The organism is Fructilactobacillus sp. X8R2C1 (assembly GCF_059900955.1).
This window is the reverse complement of the sequence record NZ_JBWXVI010000001.1, coordinates 85,688-111,341: the sequence shown is the minus strand read 5'-3', so window position 1 is coordinate 111,341 and position 25,654 is coordinate 85,688. Positions and strand designations below refer to the sequence as shown.

Sequence of the window (25,654 nt, the reverse complement as noted above, 5' to 3'; positions counted from 1 at the left end):
CGCTCGATCGTTATAATTCAATGATTGAGCGATTTTTTATTGAGAAATAGATTAAATGGTTGCAAAGTTTACAGATGTAGATTATGATTAACATTGAATTTACAGATGTAAACCATGAATTGGAGGTGAATTATTTGGATCAAACCAAAAAAATTGAAGAAATTACGCCCGCTGAATGGCAAATTATGCGGTTAATTTGGACGATGGGAGATAGCTCATCACGAAAAATCATTGATACGATTGCGAAAAAACGTGATTGGAAAGAGTCAACGATTAAAACGTTACTTAGTCGATTGGTTAAGAAAGGTTTGTTAACTCGTTCTAAAAAGGGAGGCTATTTCGTTTATTCGCCCACTGTTAACGAACAGAATGCGATGAATCTAAGTGCTGAAGAACTTTTTGAACAAATGTGCGACATGCGTAAGGGCCAGACCATTATGGATTTGATTAACCAAAGTAAGATTAGTAAGAGTGATATTCACAAGTTGGGTGAAGTTTTGAGCCAAAAGCTAAAAACCGCCCCCGATAAAGTGGATTGTAACTGTTTACCAGGCGATATGGGCATGGATTGTCAATAGAAAGGAGCTTTTTAATGAAGGATATGGACAATGGAAAACATGATTCAATGGGGAAAATGAATATGAATCATGATAACCATAATATGAAAAATATGAACCCCAAAGACAATGATAATAGTCAAATGAACATGAAGGGTAATTCTAAAATGAAAATGGACCATGGTTCGATGAAAATGGATCATGGATCTATGAACATGGGAAACGGTTCAATGGATATGGGCGGCGGCCACATGATGAACATGGGAAACTTCAAACGGCGCTTTTGGATTTCATTGATTATTACGATTCCCATCTTATTACTTTCTCCGTTTATGGGGATGAAGTTGCCGTTTCAGATTACCTTTCCGGGGTCTGATTGGATTGTAATGATTCTTTCAACCATTCTGTTCTTTTATGGTGGTCAACCATTCTTTAGTGGAGCCAAAAATGAGTTGAAAAGTCATGCTCCAGCAATGATGACGTTGATTACACTAGGTATTTCAGCTTCGTACTTTTATAGTTTGTATGCTTTTATTATGAATACCTTCATTAATCCAAACGGTCATGTGATGAATTTCTTCTGGGAACTAGCAAGCTTGATTGTCATTATGCTACTAGGTCACTGGATTGAAATGGATGCGGTCATGAATGCTGGCGATGCGCTTAAAAAGATGGCTGCACTACTTCCAAGCACAGCCCATTTGGTTAAATCTAACGGAGAAACTAAGGATATTCAACTAGACCAGTTAAAAGCTGGCGACATTGTTTTGGTTCAACCGGGTGAAAAAGTTCCAGCTGACGGCGTGGTTGATTCTGGAACTAGTGCTGTAAACGAAGCCTTAGTAACTGGTGAATCGAAGGCAGTGACTAAGAAAAAGGGAAGTAAAGTAATTGGTGGATCCGTCAACGGTGATGGTAGTATGCAAGTCAAAGTTACCGCCACTGCTAAAGATGGATACCTAGCTCAAGTTATTAAAATGGTGCAAGCTGCTCAAAAGGAAAAATCAAAAGCGGAGACGTTAGCTGACAAGGTTTCGCGCTGGTTGTTCTATGGCGCCCTGATCATTGGAATTTTAGCATTGGTCGTTTGGACGATTTTAAGCGGATTAAGTTATGGACTGCAACGAATGATTACGGTCCTGGTTATCGCATGTCCCCACGCTTTAGGTTTAGCCATCCCACTAGTCGTAGCTAGAAGTACCTCAATTGCCGCTCAGAATGGACTGTTAATCAGAAATCGTCAGTCAATTGAAGAGGTTAAACGTTTGGATTACGTCTTTATGGATAAGACTGGGACTCTGACTGAAGGAGTCTTTCAAGTCAATGATGTAATCTCTGATTCCGATATGAGTAACGAAGAACTTCTGACTAAATTTGCTGATCTTGAAGCTAATTCTAGTCATCCTCTAGCAGCTGGAATCCTAGCCAAGGCTAAAAAGGAGCAAGTTTCCGTCGTCCCAGCCAAGAACGTCCAAGCCATTCAGGGAGTTGGACTAACGGGACAAATTGACGGAAAAGAGTATAAGATTGTGACAGCTAAGTATCTGACTGATAATCACATGGACTACGATCATAAACAATTTGATAATCTTGCTAGTCAAGGTAATTCGATTAGTTACTTGGTAAGTGATGATAAGGTGCTTGGGGTGATTGCCCAAGGAGATGTTCTTCGTCCTAAGTCAATTGACTTAATTAAGGCACTTAGAAGAATGAACATTACCCCCGTAATGCTCACTGGTGATAATGACTTGGCTGCTAAGCGAGTTGCTCATCAATTGGGTGATATTGATTATCGGTCCGAACTACTTCCACAAAATAAGGAAGAAATCATCAAAGAGTATCAGAATAAGGGTAATGATGTCATGATGGTTGGTGACGGTATCAACGATGCTCCGAGTTTATCACGTGCTAACATTGGAGTGGCCATCGGTGCTGGAACCGACATTGCCATCGAATCGGCTGACGTTGTACTGGTTAGAAGTGATCCAGAAGATATCATTGACTTCTTAGACCTTGCCAGAGCAACTAACCGGAAAATGGTTGAGAACCTCTGGTGGGGAGCTGGCTACAATATCATTGCAATGCCACTTGCTGCTGGGATCTTAGCTCCAATTGGAATTATCCTTTCGCCAGCCGTTGGGGCCTTGATTATGTCAGCTTCAACCATCATTGTGGCTGTGAATGCTTTCACCCTTCATATGGGAAAGATTAAAGAATAAACAATTAATTAGTCGATTAAGCAAGAGTGGCTTTCATTTGCCACTCTTTTTTTGTATAATCGATCCATTAAGTAATAAATTAAGTAACAAGGGATGGTGGGTGTTCATGGATCAACAAAAGAAAAAGTATTCCCCAATGATGAAGTTTTCGTTGTTGGCGGTTTCGTTAGTTTTAGCGTCATCACTGTCAGTTTCAGCGGAAGTACCACAATGGCAGCGTGCATTTCCAGGGCATTCATATTCAAGTATTGAGTTAATTGCCACCATGCCAGCTTTAGCAGTGATCATCTTCCTGCTTGGAAGTAGTTGGATTGCTAAAAAGATTGGTGCCAAAAGAACCGTTATACTCGGGTTGCTGGTCAGCGGAATCGCTGGAGTGATTCCCATTTTTGTTACTAATTATTATGTAATGCTTATTTCACGATTTGCTTTTGGAATTGGACTTGGTTTGTTGAATGGACTGGCCGTTAGTCTGATTGGAACCTTCTTTAAGGGAAAAGAAAAGAATCAACTGATGGGAGTTAGAAGTGGATTTGAGATGTTGGGTAATGCCATTTCAGCGTACGTTGCTGGTGCATTACTAGTTGATTTTGGCTGGCATAGTGCTTTTCTAATTTATACCTTGGCATTTCCGGTTGCCATCTTGTTTTTCTTCTTTGTTCCGTCACCACCAAAAGTGGAACATTATCAAGCGGAACGAAAAAACAAATACTTTCCAAAGATTAATACTGATGTTCTTTTCTGGACCATGCTACTTGCTGGATATCAAATTACGTATGTGGGTGCCACCGTTCGAATTGCTGAATTTATTGAAGGAACCGGGATTGGTTCCACACAACAGTCAGCGGTTGTTATCAGTATTGCGCCAATCTTTGGTTTAGTTGGTGGTATAGTCTTCAGTATGGCACTGATGAAGTTGAAGAAATATTTATTGCCCGTCGGAATTATTGCTAGTGGATTTTGTCAGCTATGGATTGGGTTATCACACTCGTTCTTTAGTGCGGCGCTTGGCTTTTTCCTAGTAACTTTTCTTGATGCGATTGTGGTTTCCTACATTTTAAACATTGCGACTGAAATTTCATCCAAAGGAACTCTGAACTTAACCACTTCCATCTTGTTGATTGGTAGTAATTGTGGAATCTTTTTAGCACCGATTGCTTTAGGTGGGATTGATTCGGTATTTAGTTCCAATAAGCCCGCATTAACCTTTGTGGTTTGTGGAATTATTCTACTAGCTATGGGAGCCGTTGGTGTATGGGATATTAAATTTTTACGCAGAAAAATATTTAATTAGGGCAGTGCATTTGATGCATCGCCTTATTTATTTTGGTCAAAGGAGCAAAAAACCATGAAAGTTAATTTTAAAAGTTCTCATACTAGTCCCATATCGCTCAAGGCCTTTTTGAGTCAACATGGGATTAGTCATCGGATGTATGCAGACTTAAAGCGAGCGAAAAATGCTTTTAAGATTAATGCTAAGACCGTCAAGCCATCGGTTAACGTTGCTTTTGATGATGTCGTCTCTGTCTTTCTCCCAAATGAATTATCTGATCCACGAATTGCGGTTAGTTTTGAACCAATTAATGTAATTTACGAAGATGAGAATTGGCTAGTGGTTAATAAAGAAGCTGGGTTAACGTCTGTTCCAGGCCCAAGCAACCAATCCGATACACTGGTGAATCGGATTAAGGGCTATTTAATAAATGAAGAGGCCGCAAATTTACGACCGCACATTATTACACGTTTGGATCGGTTTACTAGTGGACTGGTCTTAGTTGCTAAAAATCGTTTGGCAAATAGTTATGCCAATGAAGAGCTGAATCGTCATGAAATTGATAAGCGATACCTAGCAATCGTTTCTGGCAAAATGACACAAAAGCACGGGCTCATTGACCAGCCAATTGGGCGAATTGGTGATAACTTTGCGAGACAAGTGACTACGTCGGGAAAGGCCGCACAGACGGAATACTGGGTTAAAAAAGACTTAAGTGATGCATCACTATTAGAAATTAAACTTCACACTGGGCGTACCCATCAGATTCGGGTTCACATGACATCGATTGGTCACCGGCTGCTTGGTGATGAACTTTATCATGGTCCACTTGATCGGGGAATTAAACGCCAGGCGTTACATGCTTTTACGCTTTCTTTCTTTGATCCGTTTCAAGGACGGCAGTTAAATTTTGAAGCCAAGTTGCCTGATGATATGGAAAAGGTAATTTCCAAAAATTAGTATGTAAATTTTTTAAAATTTGCTACAATAAAGTTAGTAAAGTAAGGAGAATGTTCCGTGGAAGATAACATCCAGTTAGGTGAAAAATCCTTTGATAAAATGATGTTTGTACTTAATAAGCCGGTGAATGAGAAGAATCACCTTGACTATAAGTTCAAAGATTATGAGATGCAGCAAATTGCTGACGACATTTGGGCAATGCCTGCTTACATGAAAAAAGACGATGATTTTACCATTTTCTTCATTGTTACCAGGGTTAATAGTGGCGAGATTGTGGTAGCAATGGCAACTGGTCAGTCTGGTAAAAAAGGTCAGTTTGATCTGTCACGACCAGTTAATACGGGTGCCGGATTAAACGAATTATATAAACACGATCAGGACCAAGCGAAAGAAGCTCTTCACTTTTTGAATTTAATTTCAAAAGCTGGTGAGGGTGAATGGCGAATGGTAGAAGACTAAACAGAAAATAGGAGAGTTAACATGGCCCAAATTTATTTAGCAAGTCCATTTTTTAGTAACGAACAAATTCAAAGAATTGAAGTTGTTGAACACGCATTAGAGGCAAATCCAACGGTGACTGATTTTTATTCACCACGTAAACATCAGGACGCTGAAAATGAACAGTTTACCCTTCCATGGGCGAACGAGATCTATCATCGTGACATGGAAAATCTAGAAGCAGCTAAAGCAGTGGTGGCTGTGGTTGATTTTGGTGGTAGTAATGTTGATAGTGGTACTGCGTATGAGATTGGTGCGGGGGTTCAAATGGGAAAGCCCGTTGTGGTCTTTCAGCAAAAGGATGAACCACTTAACCTAATGATCTCAGAAAGTTTGCATGCTTACCTGAAAAACGGCGAGCAACTCCAGGCTTATGATTTTACTAAGATGCCAGAGAGTCACTATACAGGGAACATTTTTTAAGTCGAATTAAAGGAGAAAGATTATGAATAATGATCAATTATCTGGAATGAGATTTTTCGAAGTAACGGTATTAAATGCAGTCATTACGATTCTTGAATTTTTGGGTGGGATCTTTTCGGGAAGTTTGTCACTTCTTTCGGACGCCTTCCATAATTTGGGGGATTCCATTTCAATTGTATTGAGCTATATTGCTCATCGAATAAGTAAAAAACAACAAACCAAACAGAACACTTATGGCTTTAAACGAGCTGAAATTATTTCGGCGTTCTTGAATTCATTGTTTTTGATTTTAATTTCGCTTTTTTTGATTATTGAAGCTGTTAAGCGAATTTCACATCCAGAAACAATTAATGGGCCAGTAATGCTGGTGGTTGCAGTTGTCGGAACTGTGGCCAACTTCTTTTCTGCTTTTTTGTTAAATAAAGGCGCTAAGCACAACTTGAACATGAGAGCCACCTACCTCCACTTGTTGAGTGATTCGTTGTCATCGCTTGGAATTATTATTGGTGGAATCTTAATTGCTTTCTTGAATTGGACAATTGTGGATCCAATTGTGACCATCCTAGTGGCACTTTACATTATGTGGGAGAGTTGGCCCATCATTAGGAAAACGGTGGGGATTTTGATGGAAAGTGCACCCAAACTGAATTACGCTGCCATTAAAAAAGATCTATTAAAAATTGATGGGGTGACTGGTGTTCACCACGTGCATGCGATGATGGTGGATGAAAACAGCATCGTTTTTTCGGCTCACGTTAATATGAAAAATATGCCCTTAGATCAGGTCCAATTAATTTACGATAAGATTAATAAATTATTGAAGAGTAAGTATCACATTGACCATGTCACGATTCAACCAGAAGTTGACCGGGGAAGACATGATGATTTATTTTACGATAACGGCAAAGACATATAAAAAAACAGTTTCTTTCTACTAGAGAAAGAAACTGTTTTTTTGTGATTTTAAAGTGATCTATAAAGTGCTGTCTGGATCTAATTTATTGGTTTCGTTAACATACCATTCTGACCAATCAGTGGTGGGGTTACCGTTTTCAAAGTAAGTCTGACTTAATTTACTTAAAAGGATTGCGAAATCACCATAGTCAAGTTCAATGATGTCAGCGACAACGTCTCGTGGACTATTATTACTCAGAGTGACGATTTCACGGTTTAAATCAGCAATTACACCAGATTCACCGTCAAAAGTACTCATAACTTCCAGGTTGTTGTTCCTAAATAGTTTGATGTAGAAAGGAACAAAATCGTTAACAACCTTTTTTTGGCCCTGCTCACTTAAATCACTAAACTTTACATTGTCACTCATATTTTTCCTCCTGTATGATACCGTTACAAATCTAATTTAATTATATCTGTCTGGATACCATTCGTAAAATAGTTTTTTGTAACGAAAACTCAATGAGATTTTTTACTTATATTTTGATATGCTAGAAATATTAAAGAAAAGGGGTGAGTCGCATGTTTGGGAAGAATCAACTGGATCCGGATTCGCGTTTTCGTAATTATAGTGACTTGGTCATTAAGACCTGTATGTTGGCGGGTAAAATCATGATTGAAAATGGGTCAGAAATGACACGAGTTAATGACACCATTAAGCGAATCGCACGAAATGCTGGGATGCCAAACTTGAAGACTTACATTACGATTACTGGAATTATGATTTCCGTTAATGATAATTCAGAAACTCAGATTACTGAGATTGATAAGCGGGCTTTTGACTTAAGAAAAATCACGGCTGTGAACGATTTATCGCGACGCTTTGCGGAACACAAGACAACGTTAGAGCAGTTCTATCAAGAATTGCAACACGTTAGTGATCTGGATACTTATTTTCCGTATTGGATGAAAATGTTAGCGGCTGCGGTCCTTTCAGGATCCATTGAAGTGGTTTTTCGTGGTGATTATTCGGTATTCTTTATTACCTGTCTGATTGGGATGTTAGGTTGGATTATTTTTGACTATTTGAATCGTATCGTGAAAGTTGAGTTTATAAACGAATTTACTGCGGCCATTTCAATTGGCATGTTAGCCATGCTAGCCCGAAAGTTGGGACTTGGAAGTGGTGTGGATAATATGATTATTGGGAGTGTGATGCCGCTTGTTCCTGGCGTCCAAATTACTAATGCGGTCCGAGATTTAATGTCTGGCAACCTTGTTAGTGGACCAGCTAGAGCAATGGAAGCCATTATGGGAGCGTGTGCTTTAGGATTTGGAGTGGCACTTGCTTTGAAGTGGTTTGGATAGGGGTGTTTATGATTGAAATTTTAGTGAAAATAATTGGAGTTTACGTTGCCACCCTTTGTTTTGCAATTTTGATCAACGTGCCACCGCGTGCTCTTAATCTAGGTGGATTGGTGGGGGTTGCCAGCTATTTAGTGTACCTAACCTACAATTCGATTTTTGGTGGTTACGTTGGTGGAAACGTCTTTGGAGCGTTTACGATTGGGATCTTGGGAATGCTGGCAGCTCGGTACAAAAAAATGCCAATCATCGTTTTTAACATTCCAGCGTTAGTTCCGCTTGTTCCCGGTGGACAGGCGTATGAAGTTATGAAATACATTGCAACGGGCAACACGCACTTAGCGTTTGTTTACTTAATGCAAGTCGCGATGATTGCAGGAGCGTTGGCGATTGGGTTCTTACTAGCCGAGTTGGCGATTCAACTGTTCTTTCACATCACCCATCTTTTGAAAGGAATCGTATCTTAATTGAAAGTAAAAACCACATTGACAAGCGACCAATGTGGTTTTTAGTTAGTTTGAAGCTGTTTGACAAAGTCTTGATAATCCTGCTCCTCACCGGTATCGGTGATTTGAATATTATCGAGGTTGGCGTTTCTTAGGTCACCTTCACTAATATTTAACTCATTAGTAAAAGTCGCATTTCCAATCAAATGAAGATCGTAGTGAACCCCACTGCGTTTTATGTGAGTTTTTACCATACCACCTGGATTATAAATATTGACGGTTTCGTCAAAGTCCGAATCATGAGTTAAGATTTCGTAAATTAGACTGGTGGCCGTCATTCCAGTACCACAGGCATTTGTAAGACCTACACCCCGTTCGAAGGTTCGAACGAAAAGTTCATTTTGACCCATAACGTTAGCAAAACTAACGTTGACGCCGTCCGTAAAGTACTTGTTTTTTCCGTTTAGCATTTTGCCTAGCTTAACTAAATCGTCTGATTTAATTTGATCCATACTCATAAAACTAATGAGATGAGGATTAGGCACTGCGACCGCTGAATAATCTAATCCAGAAATGAAATCATTGACTGGCTGATCTAACAGTGGTGTTTTGATATTTTCAAGGGGCAGACTCTTAGCGTCAAATGAAATTGGTGAGATCTGGACACTAAAGGCGGGAACCCCAGGTGCAATGTCGCTTTCTTTTGTCACATCTAGATCTGCATCGTTGGTTTCAACCTTGAAAGCATCCTGACCAAACTTTTGTGACAAGTACCGAGAAACGGTCCGAAGTCCGTTTCCACACATTGAAGCTTCACTGCCATCGGCGTTAAAGACTCGCATTTTCCCCAGTGCATTGGGGTGGTTTGATGAATCAACTACCAGAACCCCATCGGCGCCGTTTAAAATGTGATTTTTGGGGTCTGAAATGGTTTGAGCAAGTTTTTTAAGTTTCGAGTCAGTTAGTTTTTGGTCTAATTCGGTTTGATCCAAAATAAAGAATTGATTTTCGGATCCATGTACTTTAAGTAATTTAGTCATAATTTAGTCTCCTAATAAATTAGTCGGTTGTTGTCAAAGAAGTTTCTGTAAATTAGCTTGACGGCTTTATCTGAATCTTTAATGTCAGTTCCAAGCATCACGGAAATCTTGGAAGCTCCTTGATTAATCATGTGAATGGAGATGCCATTGTCGGTTAGGGGCCGAATGATTTTTTCAATGGTGTGATTATCAGACTGCATTCCCTCCCCAACGATCATGATGATGGCATAGTCATTAATCCAACGAATTTGATCGGGATGAAGGGCATCTTTGATTTCTCTTGTAATTTCTTTGACGATATGGTCATTTAGTTGGGCCTTATCAAAGATAATGGTCAGGTCATCGATTCCAGAAGGCATGTGTTCGTACGACACGTTGTATTTGTACAGAATTTTGAGAATCTTAAGGGTAAAACCCACTTGTTTGTTAAGCAGATAGCGATGAATGTACAGTGCTGAGAAGTGCTTGGCACTGGCTACCCCAGTAATTACGCGAGTTGGTTGAAATTTATTTTCAGGAACAATCAGGGTTCCGGGTAAATCAGGGGCCGATGTATTTTTCACGTTGATTGGAATTCCGACCTGGATTGCTGGAATGATGGCTTCATCATGAAAGACTGAGAAACCAGCATACGAGAGTTCTCTCATTTCTCTATAAGTCATTACGTCGATAGCTTTCGGGTTTTTAACCACCCTCGGGTCAACCGAATAGATTGCGTTGACATCGGTAAAGTTTTCGTATAGATCAGCTTGAAGCCCACGAGCTACGATTGAGCCTGTAATATCGGAACCACCTCTTGAAAAGGTAGCGATTTGATTATCATCATTGACCCCAAAAAATCCTGGAAAGATCATTTTTTCTTTAACGTCACGAAATCTTCTGATGTTTCCGTAGGTAACTGGATTGATTTGCGCATCGGCAACGTCGCCGGTGACTTTAAAACCAATTTCTTTTGGATCCATAAACCTTGCGGGAATTTTAAGTTGGTTTAGAATCATCGTCAACATTTGCGCGTTGAGGTATTCTCCCTGAGCTTTAAAGGTACTCATTAGATGAGCAGAATCCGGAAACGATTGATTAGGTAATTCTCTTAACTGTGAGACAATTTGGGTAATCTGTTTCGTCTGAACGTTAAATGATTCACCAATTTCTTGATAGCGATCAATAATTTGATTAAGAATGTCAGAAAAGTCTTCATGGTCAAGAACTTTTTTAGCATACTCGATTAATAAGTCGGTAACTTTCACGTCACCTTTGAAGCGAGTTCCGGGAGCAGAAACAACGACTGCCTTCCGATCTGGATCTGATTTGATGATATTAATTACCTTTTGAAATTGGGCTCCGTTAGCTAGTGAGCTCCCACCGAATTTGGTTACTTTCATGAATTATTCATCCTTAAGAATTTAATTAAGTTGAATTGTAGCATTAATTTTTAATTTATCAATCTTGGAACCCAAAATATGTGAAATAATTATTAATTTAGATGATATTAATTGACGAATAGGTCAAAATGGGTTATATTTTTAACAAATTTAAATAGAGGTTGCAGGTAACAAGATTAGCTAATGGAGATTTACTCGTCGAAGAAGTTAGTGAAAGGGTTGTTTGCCGAAGCACTCTGTCAGAGTAGTGGCACTGGTGCTGGGACGTGATTTAATAAATCGCGGACTGTCGCAGATATTCTGCGGGGAGCTATTCAAGAATATTTGATCAAATAATGTCAAATTAATTATTTTTAGATCTTTTTGTTCAACTCCTGAGCAAAAAGATCTTTTTTTATAAATTATTTAAGAGGTGCGAGATGAAGTCGGTTATTGATAAGCAAGATATAAGAAATCATGATTTGTACATTGGTGGGATTAAGGCCAGTGATTTAGCAAAAGAATATGGAACACCCCTAGAGGTTTATGACGTTAGTAAGATCAAGAGTCAAATTGAAAAATTTAAACGGGTTTTTGAAGACCGTAAAGTTAGTTACTCGGTTAATTATGCTAGTAAGGCGTTTGCCACGGTTGGAATGTATCAAATTGTGAAGCAAGAGGGAGCTGGAATTGACGTAGTTTCCGGTGGCGAGTTGTACACTGCGCTTCAAGCTGATTTTCCGATGGCACGGGTCAGTTTTCACGGCAACAATAAATCAAAAGACGAACTAACGATGGCTGTCAAAAACGGAGTGGGAACGATTATGTTGGATAATTTCCATGAAATTGAGTTACTCCACGACGTGCTAGAAGAGCAAGATAAAAACATCGACGTGATGTTACGGATTACCCCTGGTATTTCAGCTCATACTCATGAGTACATCCAAACGGGTCAGGTCGACAGTAAGTTTGGATTCGATCTGGCATCAGGACAAGCTGATGAAGCTTTACAAAAGGTCCTTTCTGAGAAGCGAATGAATATGAAAGGGGTTCATGCTCACATTGGGTCTCAGATTTTTTCACCCGAAGGCTTTGTGGGAGCTGCCGATAAACTTGTTGATGTAATGAAGCACTGGCATGACGATTTTGATTACACGGCGAAAGTAATCAACGTTGGTGGTGGTTTTGGTATTCAATACACCGACGAAGAACATCCCGTCGCCCCAGAGGACTTCGTTTCAGCCATTGTGGATGAGATTAAAGAAAAAACGACTGAGGCTGATTTACCAACTCCATCAATTTGGATTGAACCGGGCCGTTCAATCGTCGGTTCAGCAGGTTATAGTTTGTACACAATTGGTTCCAGAAAAGATGTCCCCGGGATTAAGTCGTACGTTTCCGTTGATGGTGGGATGGGTGATAACATTCGGCCAGCTTTATATGAAGCAGACTATGAAGGCGCTCTTGCAGGCAATGTTGATGGAAAGCCGGTTGAAACCGTCCGAATTGCCGGGAAATACTGTGAATCAGGTGATATCTTGATTAAGAATCAACCGCTCCCAAAGAGCCAACCGGGAGACATTTTTGTAATCTTCAACACCGGGGCTTACGGATACTCAATGGCTTCCAACTATAATCGAAATCCACGGCCAGCCGTTGTGTTTGTTGAAGATGGTAAAGCACAGTTAGCGGTCCAACGTGAGAGTTATGCGGACCTGACCCACTTAGATAAGAAATTAAAGGAGAACTAGAAGATGGCACAATTAGATGCACAGTCAATCATTAAATTTATTTCTAACTCAGACAAAAAGACCCCAGTCAAGGTTTATTTGAAAGGTAAGTTAGGAAAAATCAAATTTCCTAAGGGAATTGAGAATTTTACCACTAACAAAACTGGTGTCATTTTTGGCGACTGGGCTAACGTTTCTAAATTTCTTAAAAAGAATAAAAAATTAATCAGTAGTTATGAAATTGAAAGTGATGCACGAAATTCTGCCGTTCCATTACTTGATACCAAGAACCTAGACGCTCGGATCGAACCTGGTGCTATTATTCGTGATCAGGTCTCAATTGGAAAGCATGTTGTCATAATGATGGGAGCTTTAATCAACATTGGAGCTGAGATTGGTGATGATTCTATGATTGACATGGGGACCATCCTGGGTGGTCGTGCGATCGTTGGAAAGCATTGTCACATCGGTGCTGGTGCTGTTTTGGCCGGTGTGATTGAACCAGCTAGTGCTAAACCGGTTCGAATTGACGATAACGTCTTAGTTGGTGCTAATGCGGTTGTGATTGAAGGCGTTCATGTTGGTGAGGGTGCAGTGATTGCTGCTGGCTCAGTGGTTTTGCATGATGTTGAACCTAATACCATGGTAGCCGGGGTTCCTGCTAAAAAGATCAAGGACATCGACACTCAGACCAAGTCTAAGACTAAACTTGAAGACGACTTAAGGAAGTGATGAATGTGTCAGATAACCCGACCAAGTTGAGTGACGATGATCTCCTTGAAATTTATCGTCATCTTCACCAAATCCCAGAATTAGCAATGCATGAGTTTCAGACCCATGAATATCTAAAAGAAGTCATTGATAAGTTTAAAACGGACTATATGGAAGTTAATGTACCAGAAAAGTTACCAACTGCGATTTTGGTGCTGGTCCATGGAACTGATCCCAAGCGTACTATTGGATACCGAACGGATATTGATGCGTTACCAGTTAAGGAAAAAACGAATTTAACGTTTGTGTCAAAAAATGATGGTGTGATGCATGCGTGTGGTCATGATATCCACATGACGGTTGCGTTGAGTATCTTGAATTACTATGCTGCTCATCAACCCCAAGATAATTTGTTAGTTTTTTTTCAACCAGCTGAAGAAAGTGAAAATGGCGGTAAGGTGGCATACGAGGACGGTATTTTTACCGGGAAGTGGCATCCAGATGAATTTTATGGTCTACATGACAACCCCCAGCTTCCGGTTGGGGCAATCGGTTGTCGGATGGGTACACTGTTCGCTGGGACAACCGAGGTCAACGTTGACCTGATCGGAAAAAGTGGTCATGCTGCTTATCCGCAGGATGCAAACGACATGATTGTGGCCGCCAGTCAGTTTATTAATCAGGTTCAGACGATTGTATCAAGGAGTGTTGATCCGATTGAAGGCGGGGTTGTTACCTTTGGAAAAATGGAAGCCGGTACCATTCGAAATGTGATCGCTGGTCATGCTCGAATTGAAGGAACGATTCGGGGTCTGACCCAGAAAATGATTGAGTTGATTGATAAGCGGTTAAAAGAAGTCGCTAATGGGATTTCAGTGAGTTACGACTGCCAGGTTAAACTCAACCTGAATCAGGGCGGTTATTTGCCAGTCGAGAATAATCCGAAGTTAACCAGTAATTTTATTGATTACATGGAAAAACAAAAAAACGTTGATTTTATTAACACGACGCCCGCAATGACGGGAGAAGATTTTGGTTATTTGTTGTCAAAAATCCCCGGAACAATGTTTTGGTTGGGAATTGGTGACCCAAAGTCTCAGCTTCATGAGGCGACGCTTACCCCCAATCCAAAGGCAATTGCGATTGGAAGTAGAGCCATTATCGGATTTTTGAATTATCGAATGCAACAAGGAACAAAAAAATAGGGGAGATCATAATCATGGTAGAAAAAGCAGATTTATTAACGGCCATCGTCACCCCGTTTGGCAATTACGGTGAGGTTGATATTACACGGCTTAAGAAGCTGATTAAACATTTGGTTGATACGGGGACCAATGGATTTGTGGTCGGCGGAACGACTGGTGAAACTCCGACATTATCTGAAGACGAAAAATTAAAACTGTACGGTGAATTTGGCAAGATTGTGGGCGATCAGTATCCGGTAATTGCAGGAACTGGTTCAAACAATACCCGACAAACGGCTGAGTTTAACCAGAAAGTGATGCAATTAGATGGGATTGATTATGGCTTGGTGGTTGTGCCTTATTACAACAAACCCGACCAACGGGGCATGAAGGAACACTTTAAGTACGTTGCCGATCATTCAGATAAACCAATCATCATCTATAACATTCCTGGACGAACGGGCGTGAACATGGATAAGGAAACGGTCGTGGAATTATCCGAATACAATAACATTGCTGGAATTAAGCAGTGTGGCTCACTTCCTGATATGGAATACATCATTTCCAACACTCCAGATGATTTTCTGGTTTACAGTGGTGAAGATCCACAAGCACTAGCAACTAAGATGCTTGGTGGTGATGGAGTGATTTCGGTTGCTTCCCATGTCTATGGTAAGCAATTAAGGGGAATGTACGATGATTTAGATCAGGGGGATTACAAAGCAGCTGGCAAGCTTCAACGTTGGTTAACACCAAAGATGCAAGCTTTATTTATGTATCCCTCCCCGTCACCAACTAAAGCTGCTTTAAATGCTAATGGTTTAAATGTGGGTGGTTGTCGTTTACCAATTGCAACCCTAAATCAAGATGAGAAAAAAGAATTGGCAAAAGCACTAGACGTTGATTCTTTAGGAGACATTTTAAATGATTAAAGTATTAGTAGCAGGCTTTCGTGGCTCAATGGGCCAAAAGGCCGTTAAGATGATTGAAAAGAATGGTGATTTTAATTTGATAGGCGTATATGACCCGAAAGCAAACGATTTGAGTCCTGAAAGTTATGATTTACCAAAAGACGTAAAAGTTTATAACGATTTTGATCAGATTAAGGGACCAGATGTAGACGTTTGGGTTGATTTTACGGTTCCAAAAGCAGCTTATCCAAACACTAAATTTGCCTTGGATCATGGGATTCATCCGGTTATTGGAACCAGTGGGTTAAGTGATGATCAACTAGCTGAATTGCAAAAATTAGCGGACAATGAAAATGTGAGTGGGATTATTGCGCCGAACTTTGGAATTTCAGCGGTATTGTTAATGAAATTTGCTAAAGAGGCAGCTCAGTATTTCCCTAATGCAGAGGTGATCGAGATGCATCATCAGGATAAAAAAGATGCTCCGTCTGGGACCGCCATTAATACGGCCAAGTTAATCAGTGAGGGAAGAAAGAAACGACCCAAAGCTTTATCCACTGAGGAAACCCTAAAGGGTGCTCGTGGAGCCGAGTATGATGGAGTTCCGATTCATTCCGTTCGACTTCCTGGATATGTTGCTCATGAACAGGTGCTGTTTGGCGGAGATGGTGAAGCACTCACCATTCGTCAAGATTCCTTTGATCGTGATTCATTTATGAATGGTTTAAAGGTTGCCATTGAGAGAGTTGACGGTTTAGATGGGTTAGTTGTTGGATTAGAAAATATTTTATAGAGGGGCAAGTAGTAATGAAAGAGTATAATGTCGCAATTTTAGGTGCCACTGGTGCCGTTGGAACACGTCTAATGGATAAGTTAGCTGAATCAAGTATCCCGGTTAAAAGTCTGAAATTGTTGGCTTCTAAAAGATCCGCTGGGAAAAAGCTCGAGTATCAAGGTGACGAATTAACCGTCGAAGAGGCCACTCCCGACTCATTTAACGGTGTTGATTTAGTCCTTGCTTCAGCTGGCGGTTCTGTTTCCAAAAAATTGTTACCGGAAGCCGTGAAGCGTGGTGCCGTTGCGGTTGACAATACGAGTGCGTTTCGAATGGACCCGGATGTTCCCTTGGTTGTGCCAGAAGTGAACCCAGATGCTTTAGAGAATCATCATGGGATCATTGCCAATCCAAACTGTTCCACCATTCAAATGGTAGTGGCGTTAGAGCCGATTAGAAAACAGTTTGGGTTAAAACAAATTATTGTTTCTACTTATCAAGCTGCTTCAGGTGCTGGTCAGAGTGGACTTGATGAATTAAAAGATGAAGCGCAAGAACACCTTGATGGCAAAAAGATGGATGCTCACATTTTTCCAGTCAAAGGTGAAAAGGAACATTATCCGCTAGCATTTAACCTTTTACCCCAAATCGATGTGTTTGAAAAAGACGGTTATACTCACGAAGAGTGGAAGATGATTCACGAAACGAAGAAAATCATGTTGAATGATATGGATTCTGGAGATATTAAGGTGACTGCTACTTGTGTTAGAGTTCCAGTGGAGATTTGTCACGGTGAGTCAGTTTATTTCACGGTCAAGGATGAAAAAGCCGCCAGTCGTGAAAAGATCCAAAGGATTTTAAATGATGCTCCGGGAGTAACTCTTAAAGATGATCCCAAAAAACAACTCTACCCACAACCAATCGACGCTGCCGGCAAGGAAGATACATACGTTGGAAGAGTTCGACCGGACCAGGAAAATGATGATGCCTATAACATGTGGGTAGTATCCGACAATTTGTTAAAGGGTGCTGCACTAAATACGGTTGAAATTGGCGAAGAATTAGTTAAAAGAGATTTAATTTAATGATTAAATTTCTTGACGATGATGATAAGAAGAGGATTAACATGCCTACTTTAAATGAAAACTTGCAAAATCGGTTTAACAAGAATTTAACTCAACTGCAACCATCAGCAATTCGAGCTTTTTCGGAGTCGATATCTGATATTGACGGGTTGATTATGCTATCAGTGGGAGAACCAGGATTTAACACCCCTGAACACGTTAAAAAAGCAATGATGAAGAGTATTGAAGATAATCACTCGCATTATTCCCCTCATAAAGGAATCAAATCTTTAAGAGATGCCATCAGCAACTTTATGGCAAAGAAATATAATTTAAAGTATGATCCTGATACTGAAGTAATGGTTAATATGGGAGCAACCGAAGCGCTTGCTTCGTCGATACTTTCCACGGTTAATCCTGATGATGAAGTTTTGATTCCAGCACCTTTCTATCCCCTATACGAGTCATTAGTACGTTTTGCTGGTGGGAAACCCGTGTTTATCGATACGTCCACTTCTGATTTTGTTTTAACACCTAAAGAATTGGATGAGGCACTCTCAAATCATCCCAGTGCTAAAGCGTTGATCTTAAATTATCCAAATAATCCAACGGGGGTTGAATACACACCAGAGCAGTTAGAAGCCCTTGTCCCAATTCTGAAACAACATTTACTCTTTGTGATTACCGATGAGATCTATAGTGAGTTAACCTATGGTATTAAACATCATTCGCTGGCAGAGTATTTACCTGATCAAACGATTGTAATTAATGGAGTGTCTAAATCTCACGCAATGACTGGTTATCGACTGGGGTTCACGGTTGGACCCGCTGAATTTATCACTCAGGCTAATAAGATGCATGGTTATTTAGTTTCTTCACCATCAGACCCTGCTCAATATGGTGCACTTGAGGCACTTAAGAATGGGATGGATGATGCTTTTTCGATGCGAGATGAATACCAAAAGAATCGGGATGAGGCCATTTTCCGGCTAAAGAAGATGGGACTTGATCCGATTGATCCTACCGGAGCGTTTTATATTTTCGTAAAAATTCCAGCAAATTATGGAAATGATGACGTTCGTTTTGCCAAGGATTTAGCGCAAAACGCTAAAGTTGGTGTAATTCCCGGATCAGCGTTTGGTGACGGTGGTAAAGGCCACGTGCGAATTTCCTACGCTGCTTCTAGTGATGATTTAGAGGAAGCATTAAGTCGGATGGAAAATTATTTAAGTTAATGTAATTATTAAAAAAGCGGAATTAGACATTTGTCTAATTCCGCTTTTGTTTAAAATTGTTTAAAGATGCAGGTACGTTCCAAGGAAAAAACTAATCATCAAGATGATGAAGACGATGGTAGTAATGATGACGTACATTTTATCGTGTTCTTTATAAAATGAATAGATTGATACGACCACCCTTAGAACCGGCGTTAGGATTAAAGCAAAAACGCCTAACATCATGATGGAATAGGGTTTTAATTGAATGATTCCCTTTAGCAGTTGACCAAAGGAGGTTAGGTAATAGTGACTGCCAAACCCCGTTGTTCCGGTAACAAGGTACAAGAAAAGTCCAAAGACCATGATGATGACAGAAACAATCACGCCGATACGCATGATTTTTCCGATAATTTTTTCGATTCGAATATTTTCAGTTTCTTGATTTTTCTCACTTTGATTTACATTATTTTGAGTGCTCATGATAAGAAGTTCACCCCAAATCCTTTAAGAATCATTTGAATGCCAAGGTAAATTAGGATGGGAATAAAAATAATTCGAATTAACTTGGAAGGCATGATTTGCATTATACGTGACCCGACGGTGGCTCCAACGATAATTCCAAGCGCCAGTGGAACGGCGATCTGAGGCAAAATTGATCCGTTAAAAAAGTAAATGGTGGCACTCGCTGCTGCCGTGACCCCCATCATTAAATTACTGGTGGAACTTGATGGTTTGAGTGGCATCTTCATGAAAGTATCCATCGCAATTACCTTAAAGGCACCGGATCCAATTCCCAGTAAGCCACTGGCAATTCCGGCGCCAAACATTACGGTTAAACCAGCTGGAACGTTTGTTACCTTATAGTCAATCTGCTTTTTTAGGTTTTTATCGTAGTAAGAACCATTTAGCTTGAGTTCTTTTGCAATTTTATCTTCACTGGTTGTATTCGTTTGAACCTGTTTGCCCCAAATCTTTTTAACCATATTTAAACCGGAAAAGAAGAGTAACAGGCCAAATAAAATGTAGAGAAAGATTGGATTGATCACTCCAGTTAGTAAAGCACCGGCAACGGCCCCAATGGAAGTAGCAATTTCTAGAAACATGGCTACCCGTAAGTTTAAGACGTTGTCTTTTAGATAGGCGATCGTTGCTCCTGAACTGGTAGCAATCACGGCAATGATACTTGCACCAATCGCATACTTAATGTCGAGATTAAATCCGATGGTTAAAACCGGTGTAATGATCATCCCACCACCGATTCCTAGGATTGAACCCAGAACACCCGCAAAAACTCCTACCAGTAACATGATAATAAGGCTATGAATCATTAATAAAACTCCAATCTGTAAAATTCATGGTGCAATTATATCACACTAATCACGGCGATTTTGGTGCTTCTCTCAATCGGCTAATCGATATTATGTTATACTTTTTTTATATGAATTCTTGGAGGTATGGCATTTATGATGATTGGAAGGGACGTTAGTCGTCCGTACAAATTAACAATTGCGTTTCTCTTATCGTTAATCCTGACGATTGGAGTCAAAATGAGTTTTGGCTACGTTGACTTTTTAGATTCAATGATAATTGGAACCATTCAAGGGTACCCGTCTTCATTTGAAGAAACCATCTTCTCAATGATTAGTTTTGTCGCGAGTCCCAAGATGGATATTGTGTGGATACTTATAATTGCTGTTTTGTTGTGGTGGTTTAAGTATAAAATACCGGCATTCTTTTCGCTGGTATTGGTTTTTGGTGGAGATGCCATTGGATTTGTGATTAAACACATCGTAGCCAAGCCCCGTCCTTCAATGCATTTGCCGGGGGACACTGGCTTTAGTTATCCTAGTGGACATGTTTTAGGAGCTTTTCTAGTGATTAGCGTCCTGTGGATCATAGTGGTTCCAATGATTAATCGACAATCAACTAAATGGATTATTAGAACTATTTTAGCAATTGTTCTTTTCCTAGTGATGATCTCACGGGTTTATCTGAATGCCCATTTTCCTTCAGATACGGTTGGTGCCGCCTTAATTGCTTACACATGGCTTCAAGTTTGTGAATATGGGTACGTAAAGTGGGCCAAGGAGCTAAGTACAACAAAGATTTTTCAGAATACAATTTACTAATTTCATGAAAGTGATTGATAATCGTTAACTTATCACTTATACTTTATTTATAATGAAATATGAATTCTAAGAAGAGGCGCGACTTTTATCAGTAATTTGCCAGAGATTCACTTAATCGATGAGGGCTTATGAAAGGGAAAGTTGCCGAAACTGATCACGTGGTAAATGATTGGTTGGGTTTTGATTTAATAAGTCAAGGACTGTCGTGTGTTGCACGGAGAGCTTTCTAAGATTACGATTAGTAAGAATTTGTGGACTCTTTTGGAAGTTATTCAAGAGGGTCTTTTTCTTTGTCGTTTTGTTATTGGGTTTCTTCTTAATTATTTAGGAGGAGAATTTATGTCTGAAAAAAATGGAAACGGACAGGTGAAGCGGGGATTAAAGTCTCGTCATGTGTCTATGATCGCCCTTGGTGGTTGTATTGGAACCGGTCTTTTTGTGACTAGTGGTGGAGCAATTCACAATGCTGGTCCCGGTGGTGCGTTAGTAGCATATGTATGTATGGGAATCATGGTTTATTTTTTGATGACTAGTTTGGGAGAAATGGCCACTAATATGCCAGTCTCTGGATCATTTGCTACATATTCAGCTAAGTACGTTGATCCGGCTTTAGGGTTTGCAATGGGTTGGAACTACTGGTTTAACTGGGCAATTACGGTGGCGGTTGACGTTAGTACGGTGGCAATCGTCATGCAATTCTGGCTGCCACATTTTCCGAGTTGGATTTGGAGTTTAGCGGCTCTGTCACTGATTTTGTTGATTAACATCTTGTCCGTCAAGGCGTTTGGAGAAACTGAGTTCTGGATGTCTTTGATCAAAGTGATCACGATTTTTATCTTTCTAGCCGTCGGAATTTTGACCATTTTTGGAATTATGGGTGGTCACTTTATTGGAATGAGGAACTTTACCTATAAGCAGGCTCCCTTCGTAAACGGGATTCCCGGCATTCTGAGTGTTTTCGTAATTGCTGGATTCTCATTTCAAGGAACTGAGTTAGTTGGAATTACAGCTGGAGAGTCAGAAAACCCACGGGAAACGGTCCCAAAAGCGATTCATGAAGTATTTTGGCGCATCATTTTATTCTATATTCTGGCAATTGTTGTGATTGCTGCAATTATTCCATATACTAGTCCCGATTTGTTGGGATCAAGTGCTTCAGATGTTGCCATTAGTCCGTTCACGATTGTGTTTGAACGTGCCGGATTAGCTGGAGCTGCAAGTATTATGAACGCGGTCATCTTGACCTCCGTGATTTCTTCAGCCAACTCTGGGATGTATGCCTCAACGCGAATGTTGTATTCGATGGCCGATGAAGGTTATGCTCCAAAAGTTTTTGGCAAAGTATCTAAGCGTGGAATTCCGGTATTAGCGCTCCTAGCAACCATGGTGATTTCGTTGTTGACTTTTATGACCAGTATCTTTGGATCTAAGATTTACATGTGGTTAGTGGCTGCTTCCGGGTTGACTGGATTTATTGCTTGGTTCGGGATTGCTCTTTCACATTATCGATTTAGAAGGGCGTTTATAAAACAAGGACACAAAGTTTCGGAACTTAAATACCATGCGACTTGGTTCCCGGTTGGTCCAATTATCACTTTAATCCTGTGTATCGTTGTTATTTGTGGTCAAGATATTGGTGCCTTTGCTCACTTCAACTTATTTGAGATTGCGGTCACGTATATGAGTGTTCCGTTGGTTATCATCTTGTATTTTGGGTACAAATTTGTTCATCATACCCATATCATTCCCCTCGATCAAGTGGATGTCTCGCCTTCAGAAGATTATACGGATGAAATTAAAAAGAATGAAAGCTAGTCTTAAATTCATGATTTTTAAATGGTACAATTACAATTGCAAATTCTTTAAATTAGTCTAAGGGGATCAAATAAATGATTGTATTATCAGGAACTATTGGAGCAGGGAAGACCACGTTAACGACATTATTGGCTGAGAAATTAAACTCACCAGCCTATTATGAGTCCGTTGATGATAATAAGATTCTTCCGTTGTTTTACAAAGACCCAAAAAAGTATGCTTTTTTGCTTCAGATTTATTTTTTAAATAAACGTTTGGACAGCATTAAGGAAGCTTCTTCTGATAAGTACAGTGTGATGGATCGTTCAATCTTTGAAGATTCATTACTGTTTCATCTAAATGCTGACCTTGGTCGAGCAACTGAAACAGAAGTTCAAATTTATGATTCTTTATTAAAGAACATGATGGAACCGATCCCTAACGGTAAATATAAGAAAATACCGGACCTACTGATTTATATTGATATTTCTTTTGATACGATGCTTAAAAGAATTAAAAAGCGTGGAAGAAAATACGAACAAATCGATAATGACGGTAGTTTGTATGAATATTATCGTGAATTAAACCAGAGATATTCAAAATGGTACGAGGATTATAACTTGTCTCCCAAGATTAGGATTAACGGGGATAAGTATGATTTTGTCGAAGATGCGGACGCCAGAAACAAAGTTTTAAAGAGACTTTCTGACAAAATTCAAGAAGTATTAGGATAATTTCAGAGATTATTGTATAATTAACGCAACAAATAAACGTGACGTGCCCATTAAGTAGAATTACAGAGAGACAATGTTGGTGAAAATTGTCATTTGAAAATTCCAGCACGTATTTCGGGCGGCCAATCCCGCACGGCAATTACCGTTATTAATTAATCGAGTGCCTTAATTGGAACTTGGGTGGTACCGCGAAAAGACTTTCGTCCCAATATGACGAGGGTCTTTTTGTGTCTTTTAAGGGAGGAAATTAAAATGTTAGATATGAAGTTGATTAGAAGTAATCCAGACTGGTATAAAGGAAAGCTAGCCGAGCGAAATGTGCCTGGCGAAGTGATTGACAATTTACTTAGAAAAGATTCAGAACGGCGTGATCTAATCGTTAAAAGTGAGTCGCTTAAAGCGGAACGAAATGAGGTATCTGAGAAAATTTCACAGCTCAAGCGCAATAAAGAAGACGCAAATGATCAAATTACCAGAATGCGTGAAGTTGGAAAAGAGATCAAGGCGCTGGATGAAAAGCTAGAAACTATCAAAGCCGAACAACATGATATTGCGGCTCATTTACCCAATGTTCCTGCTGATGAAGTTCCCGTTAGTCTCACCGAAGAGGGTTCAAAAGAGTTAAGACGAATTGGTGAACCACGGAAGTTTGATTTCACCCCTAAACCCCACTGGGAAATTGGCGAAGACTTAGATATTTTAGATTTCAAGCGAAGTGCTAAGGTATCAGGAAGTCGCTTCGTATACTATCTAGGTGCAGGAGCCAAATTAGAACGTGCGGTATATAATTTCTATTTGGATCAAAACACCGATGCTGGATACACCGAAGTCTTACCCCCATACATGGTTAATTCTGATTCAATGTTTGGGACCGGGCAGTTTCCTAAATTCCTAGAAAATAAGGCTGGATTTGAGATTAAAGATAGTGACTTGACCATGATTCCGACTGCTGAAGTTCCACTGGTTAATTTCTATCGCGACGAAGTCATTTCTGAAGAGAAGTTACCAGTGAAATTCACAGCCTTGACCCCAGCGTTTAGATCAGAAGCAGGAAGTGCCGGAAAAGATACCCGGGGATTAATTCGATTGCATCAGTTTAACAAAGTTGAAATGGTTCAGTTTACTAAGCCCGAGGAGTCTTGGGATGCTTTAAAGGAAATTACGCATCAAGCAGGGACATTACTTCAGAAACTCGGTCTGCCTTATCATGTCATCACGCTAACGTCAAGTGACATGAGCTTCACTGCCGCTGAAACTCATGATCTTGAAGTATGGATGCCAGCTCAAAATCGGTACCGCGAAATTTCAAGTTGTTCTAACACGCTTGATTTTCAGGCAAGACGGGCTCACATTCAGTACAGAGATGAGAACGGCAAATTGCAGTACGTTCATACGTTAAATGGTTCTGGCTTAGCCGTTGGTAGAACGGTTGCAGCTATCCTTGAAAACTATCAAAATGAAGATGGAACGGTGAATGTGCCCGAAGTTCTTCAACCTTATATGCATGGGATGAAGAAGATTGTAAAAAATGAAAAATTTTAACAAAAATAGTAGAAATCAATAAGACATTCCGGTATAATAATATTTGTTGTATGACTGGTTTGAGAAGAATTGATCGTTGAGGCGTAACCAATTTGTTCTTGACGCTTAAACATCAAAATGATATTATTTAATAGTTGTCGTTGCGCTTTATCGCAATGATATCTATCAATGGAGGATTAGCTCAGCTGGGAGAGCATCTGCCTTACAAGCAGGAGGTCACAGGTTCGATCCCTGTATCCTCCATTTGAGCCGTTAGCTCAGTTGGTAGAGCATCTGACTTTTAATCAGAGGGTCGGCGGTTCGAACCCGCCACGGCTCATTGCCAGTAACACATTATTATGCGGGCGTGGCGGAACTGGCAGACGCGCTAGATTTAGGTTCTAGTGTCTTAGGACGTGGGGGTTCGAATCCCTTCGCCCGCATTGATTTTTCGCCGACTTAGCTCAGTTGGCTAGAGCGCTTCACTAGTAATGAAGAGGTCGTAGGTTCGAATCCTATAGTCGGCATATGCGGAAGTAGTTCAGTGGTAGAACGCCACCTTGCCATGGTGGAGGTCGCGGGTTCGAATCCCGTCTTCCGCTTTTTTTGTTATCATACTGCCGGAGTGGCGGAATTGGCAGACGCACAGGACTTAAAATCCTGCGGTCAGTGATGACCGTACCGGTTCGATCCCGGTCCCCGGCATTTAAAATTTAAAACAGTAAGAGAGTCCTATTACTAGGACTCTCTTTTTTATTTAAAATATTGATTCAAGGTAGAAATACGGGTCCGACAGCGCTATCATAGAGTTAAATTGATGTTGTGATGTGGGTAATAAGTTGATTTCC

The 25,654-nt window shown here is 40.2% G+C and carries 25 protein-coding genes, 6 tRNA genes and 2 riboswitches; of the genes, 26 read left to right on the top strand and 5 right to left on the bottom strand.

Annotated elements, in window-relative coordinates; genetic code table 11:
• Positions 1–134 precede the first annotated feature (134 nt).
• The 7 genes from AC6UD6_RS00605 (at position 135) to AC6UD6_RS00575 (ending at position 6,846) form a co-directional block, all read left to right on the top strand.
• A complete protein-coding gene (locus AC6UD6_RS00605) occupies positions 135–578 on the top strand; it encodes a CopY/TcrY family copper transport repressor (protein WP_500695249.1) in 444 nt (147 codons plus the stop codon).
• A 14-nt stretch (positions 579–592) separates the two neighbouring features.
• Positions 593–2,776: a heavy metal translocating P-type ATPase gene (locus tag AC6UD6_RS00600; protein ID WP_500695248.1), complete on the top strand. Its 2,184-nt coding sequence runs from the start codon at positions 593–595 to the stop codon at positions 2,774–2,776.
• Between the two features lie 106 nt (positions 2,777–2,882).
• Positions 2,883–4,070, top strand: a complete 1,188-nt coding sequence (locus AC6UD6_RS00595) for an MFS transporter (protein ID WP_500693510.1) — start codon at positions 2,883–2,885, stop codon at positions 4,068–4,070.
• A 54-nt stretch (positions 4,071–4,124) separates the two neighbouring features.
• Positions 4,125–5,009: an RluA family pseudouridine synthase gene (locus AC6UD6_RS00590; RefSeq protein WP_500695247.1), complete on the top strand. Its 885-nt coding sequence runs from the start codon at positions 4,125–4,127 to the stop codon at positions 5,007–5,009.
• A 57-nt stretch (positions 5,010–5,066) separates the two neighbouring features.
• On the top strand, positions 5,067–5,468 hold the full coding sequence (locus AC6UD6_RS00585) for a hypothetical protein (protein WP_500693512.1): 402 nt from the start codon (positions 5,067–5,069) through the stop codon (positions 5,466–5,468).
• A gap of 21 nt (positions 5,469–5,489) precedes the next feature.
• Positions 5,490–5,930, top strand: a complete 441-nt coding sequence (locus tag AC6UD6_RS00580; protein WP_500693513.1) for a nucleoside 2-deoxyribosyltransferase — start codon at positions 5,490–5,492, stop codon at positions 5,928–5,930.
• Between the two features lie 22 nt (positions 5,931–5,952).
• Entirely contained in the window at positions 5,953–6,846 is an 894-nt protein-coding gene (locus AC6UD6_RS00575; RefSeq protein WP_500693514.1) for a cation diffusion facilitator family transporter, read from the top strand.
• A gap of 57 nt (positions 6,847–6,903) precedes the next feature.
• Here the strand turns inward: AC6UD6_RS00575 and AC6UD6_RS00570 are convergent, their stop codons facing one another.
• Positions 6,904–7,254 (bottom strand): hypothetical protein, encoded by a 351-nt coding sequence (locus tag AC6UD6_RS00570; RefSeq protein WP_500695246.1) that lies wholly within the window; start codon positions 7,252–7,254, stop codon positions 6,904–6,906.
• A gap of 152 nt (positions 7,255–7,406) precedes the next feature.
• On the opposite strand from AC6UD6_RS00570, the gene AC6UD6_RS00565 reads away from it, so the two are divergent.
• Together AC6UD6_RS00565 and AC6UD6_RS00560 are read left to right on the top strand one after the other, a co-directional pair.
• The gene (locus AC6UD6_RS00565) at positions 7,407–8,192 is read left to right on the top strand and encodes a threonine/serine exporter family protein (protein ID WP_500693516.1); all 786 of its coding nucleotides are present in this window, start codon (positions 7,407–7,409) and stop codon (positions 8,190–8,192) included.
• 8 nt (positions 8,193–8,200) lie between these two features.
• Positions 8,201–8,656, top strand: coding sequence for a threonine/serine exporter family protein (locus AC6UD6_RS00560; protein WP_500693517.1), 456 nt, complete (start codon positions 8,201–8,203; stop codon positions 8,654–8,656).
• Between the two features lie 41 nt (positions 8,657–8,697).
• Here the strand turns inward: AC6UD6_RS00560 and dapF are convergent, their stop codons facing one another.
• Both dapF and AC6UD6_RS00550 read right to left on the bottom strand, forming a co-directional pair.
• Positions 8,698–9,675, bottom strand: a complete 978-nt coding sequence (dapF, locus tag AC6UD6_RS00555; protein WP_500695245.1) for a diaminopimelate epimerase — start codon at positions 9,673–9,675, stop codon at positions 8,698–8,700.
• 11 nt (positions 9,676–9,686) lie between these two features.
• A complete protein-coding gene (locus AC6UD6_RS00550; protein ID WP_500695244.1) occupies positions 9,687–11,057 on the bottom strand; it encodes an aspartate kinase in 1,371 nt (456 codons plus the stop codon).
• 147 nt (positions 11,058–11,204) lie between these two features.
• A riboswitch (Lysine riboswitch) is annotated at positions 11,205–11,378 on the top strand.
• A gap of 98 nt (positions 11,379–11,476) precedes the next feature.
• On the opposite strand from AC6UD6_RS00550, the gene lysA reads away from it, so the two are divergent.
• Genes lysA through AC6UD6_RS00515 form a run of 7 tightly spaced genes read left to right on the top strand, consistent with a single transcriptional unit; the run spans position 11,477 to position 18,646 of the window.
• The gene (gene lysA, locus AC6UD6_RS00545; protein ID WP_500695243.1) at positions 11,477–12,787 is read left to right on the top strand and encodes a diaminopimelate decarboxylase; all 1,311 of its coding nucleotides are present in this window, start codon (positions 11,477–11,479) and stop codon (positions 12,785–12,787) included.
• A 3-nt stretch (positions 12,788–12,790) separates the two neighbouring features.
• Positions 12,791–13,498, top strand: coding sequence for a 2,3,4,5-tetrahydropyridine-2,6-dicarboxylate N-acetyltransferase (dapD, locus tag AC6UD6_RS00540; RefSeq protein WP_500693521.1), 708 nt, complete (start codon positions 12,791–12,793; stop codon positions 13,496–13,498).
• Complete coding sequence (locus AC6UD6_RS00535; protein WP_500695242.1) at positions 13,498–14,682, top strand: N-acetyldiaminopimelate deacetylase; 1,185 nt, start codon at positions 13,498–13,500, stop codon at positions 14,680–14,682. The genes dapD and AC6UD6_RS00535 overlap by 1 nt, the downstream gene beginning before the upstream one ends.
• 14 nt (positions 14,683–14,696) lie before the next feature.
• Positions 14,697–15,593, top strand: coding sequence for a 4-hydroxy-tetrahydrodipicolinate synthase (gene dapA / locus AC6UD6_RS00530; protein ID WP_500695241.1), 897 nt, complete (start codon positions 14,697–14,699; stop codon positions 15,591–15,593).
• A complete protein-coding gene (gene dapB / locus AC6UD6_RS00525; RefSeq protein WP_500695240.1) occupies positions 15,586–16,365 on the top strand; it encodes a 4-hydroxy-tetrahydrodipicolinate reductase in 780 nt (259 codons plus the stop codon). The genes dapA and dapB overlap by 8 nt, the downstream gene beginning before the upstream one ends.
• Before the next feature lie 14 nt (positions 16,366–16,379).
• On the top strand, positions 16,380–17,432 hold the full coding sequence (locus AC6UD6_RS00520; protein WP_500695239.1) for an aspartate-semialdehyde dehydrogenase: 1,053 nt from the start codon (positions 16,380–16,382) through the stop codon (positions 17,430–17,432).
• A gap of 41 nt (positions 17,433–17,473) precedes the next feature.
• Positions 17,474–18,646, top strand: a complete 1,173-nt coding sequence (locus tag AC6UD6_RS00515) for an aminotransferase class I/II-fold pyridoxal phosphate-dependent enzyme (protein ID WP_500695508.1) — start codon at positions 17,474–17,476, stop codon at positions 18,644–18,646.
• 60 nt (positions 18,647–18,706) lie between these two features.
• Here AC6UD6_RS00515 and AC6UD6_RS00510 read toward each other — a convergent pair whose 3' ends face one another.
• Together AC6UD6_RS00510 and AC6UD6_RS00505 are read right to left on the bottom strand one after the other, a co-directional pair.
• Positions 18,707–19,108: a DUF1634 domain-containing protein gene (locus AC6UD6_RS00510; RefSeq protein ID WP_500695238.1), complete on the bottom strand. Its 402-nt coding sequence runs from the start codon at positions 19,106–19,108 to the stop codon at positions 18,707–18,709.
• The gene (locus tag AC6UD6_RS00505) at positions 19,105–19,956 is read right to left on the bottom strand and encodes a sulfite exporter TauE/SafE family protein (protein WP_500695237.1); all 852 of its coding nucleotides are present in this window, start codon (positions 19,954–19,956) and stop codon (positions 19,105–19,107) included. The genes AC6UD6_RS00510 and AC6UD6_RS00505 overlap by 4 nt, the downstream gene beginning before the upstream one ends.
• A gap of 135 nt (positions 19,957–20,091) precedes the next feature.
• Between AC6UD6_RS00505 and AC6UD6_RS00500 the strand changes: the two genes are divergently transcribed.
• The 10 genes from AC6UD6_RS00500 to AC6UD6_RS00455 all read left to right on the top strand — a co-directional run bounded on the left by AC6UD6_RS00500 (position 20,092) and on the right by AC6UD6_RS00455 (position 25,511).
• A complete protein-coding gene (locus AC6UD6_RS00500) occupies positions 20,092–20,757 on the top strand; it encodes a phosphatase PAP2 family protein (RefSeq protein WP_500695236.1) in 666 nt (221 codons plus the stop codon).
• Positions 20,758–20,820: 63 nt separating this feature from the next.
• Positions 20,821–20,990: riboswitch (Lysine riboswitch) on the top strand.
• A 106-nt stretch (positions 20,991–21,096) separates the two neighbouring features.
• The gene (locus AC6UD6_RS00495; RefSeq protein WP_500693530.1) at positions 21,097–22,572 is read left to right on the top strand and encodes an amino acid permease; all 1,476 of its coding nucleotides are present in this window, start codon (positions 21,097–21,099) and stop codon (positions 22,570–22,572) included.
• A gap of 74 nt (positions 22,573–22,646) precedes the next feature.
• Positions 22,647–23,285, top strand: a complete 639-nt coding sequence (locus AC6UD6_RS00490) for a deoxynucleoside kinase (protein ID WP_500693531.1) — start codon at positions 22,647–22,649, stop codon at positions 23,283–23,285.
• Between the two features lie 252 nt (positions 23,286–23,537).
• Positions 23,538–24,827 (top strand): serine--tRNA ligase, encoded by a 1,290-nt coding sequence (serS, locus tag AC6UD6_RS00485; RefSeq protein WP_500695235.1) that lies wholly within the window; start codon positions 23,538–23,540, stop codon positions 24,825–24,827.
• A 170-nt stretch (positions 24,828–24,997) separates the two neighbouring features.
• Positions 24,998–25,070 (top strand) — tRNA-Val (locus AC6UD6_RS00480).
• A gap of 3 nt (positions 25,071–25,073) precedes the next feature.
• Positions 25,074–25,146 (top strand) — tRNA-Lys (locus AC6UD6_RS00475).
• A gap of 21 nt (positions 25,147–25,167) precedes the next feature.
• Positions 25,168–25,249, top strand: a tRNA-Leu gene (locus AC6UD6_RS00470).
• Positions 25,250–25,259: 10 nt separating this feature from the next.
• Positions 25,260–25,333 (top strand) — tRNA-Thr (locus tag AC6UD6_RS00465).
• 3 nt (positions 25,334–25,336) lie between these two features.
• A tRNA-Gly gene (locus tag AC6UD6_RS00460) sits at positions 25,337–25,408 on the top strand.
• Between the two features lie 17 nt (positions 25,409–25,425).
• Positions 25,426–25,511: transfer RNA gene (locus AC6UD6_RS00455), tRNA-Leu, on the top strand.
• Positions 25,512–25,654 lie beyond the last annotated feature (143 nt).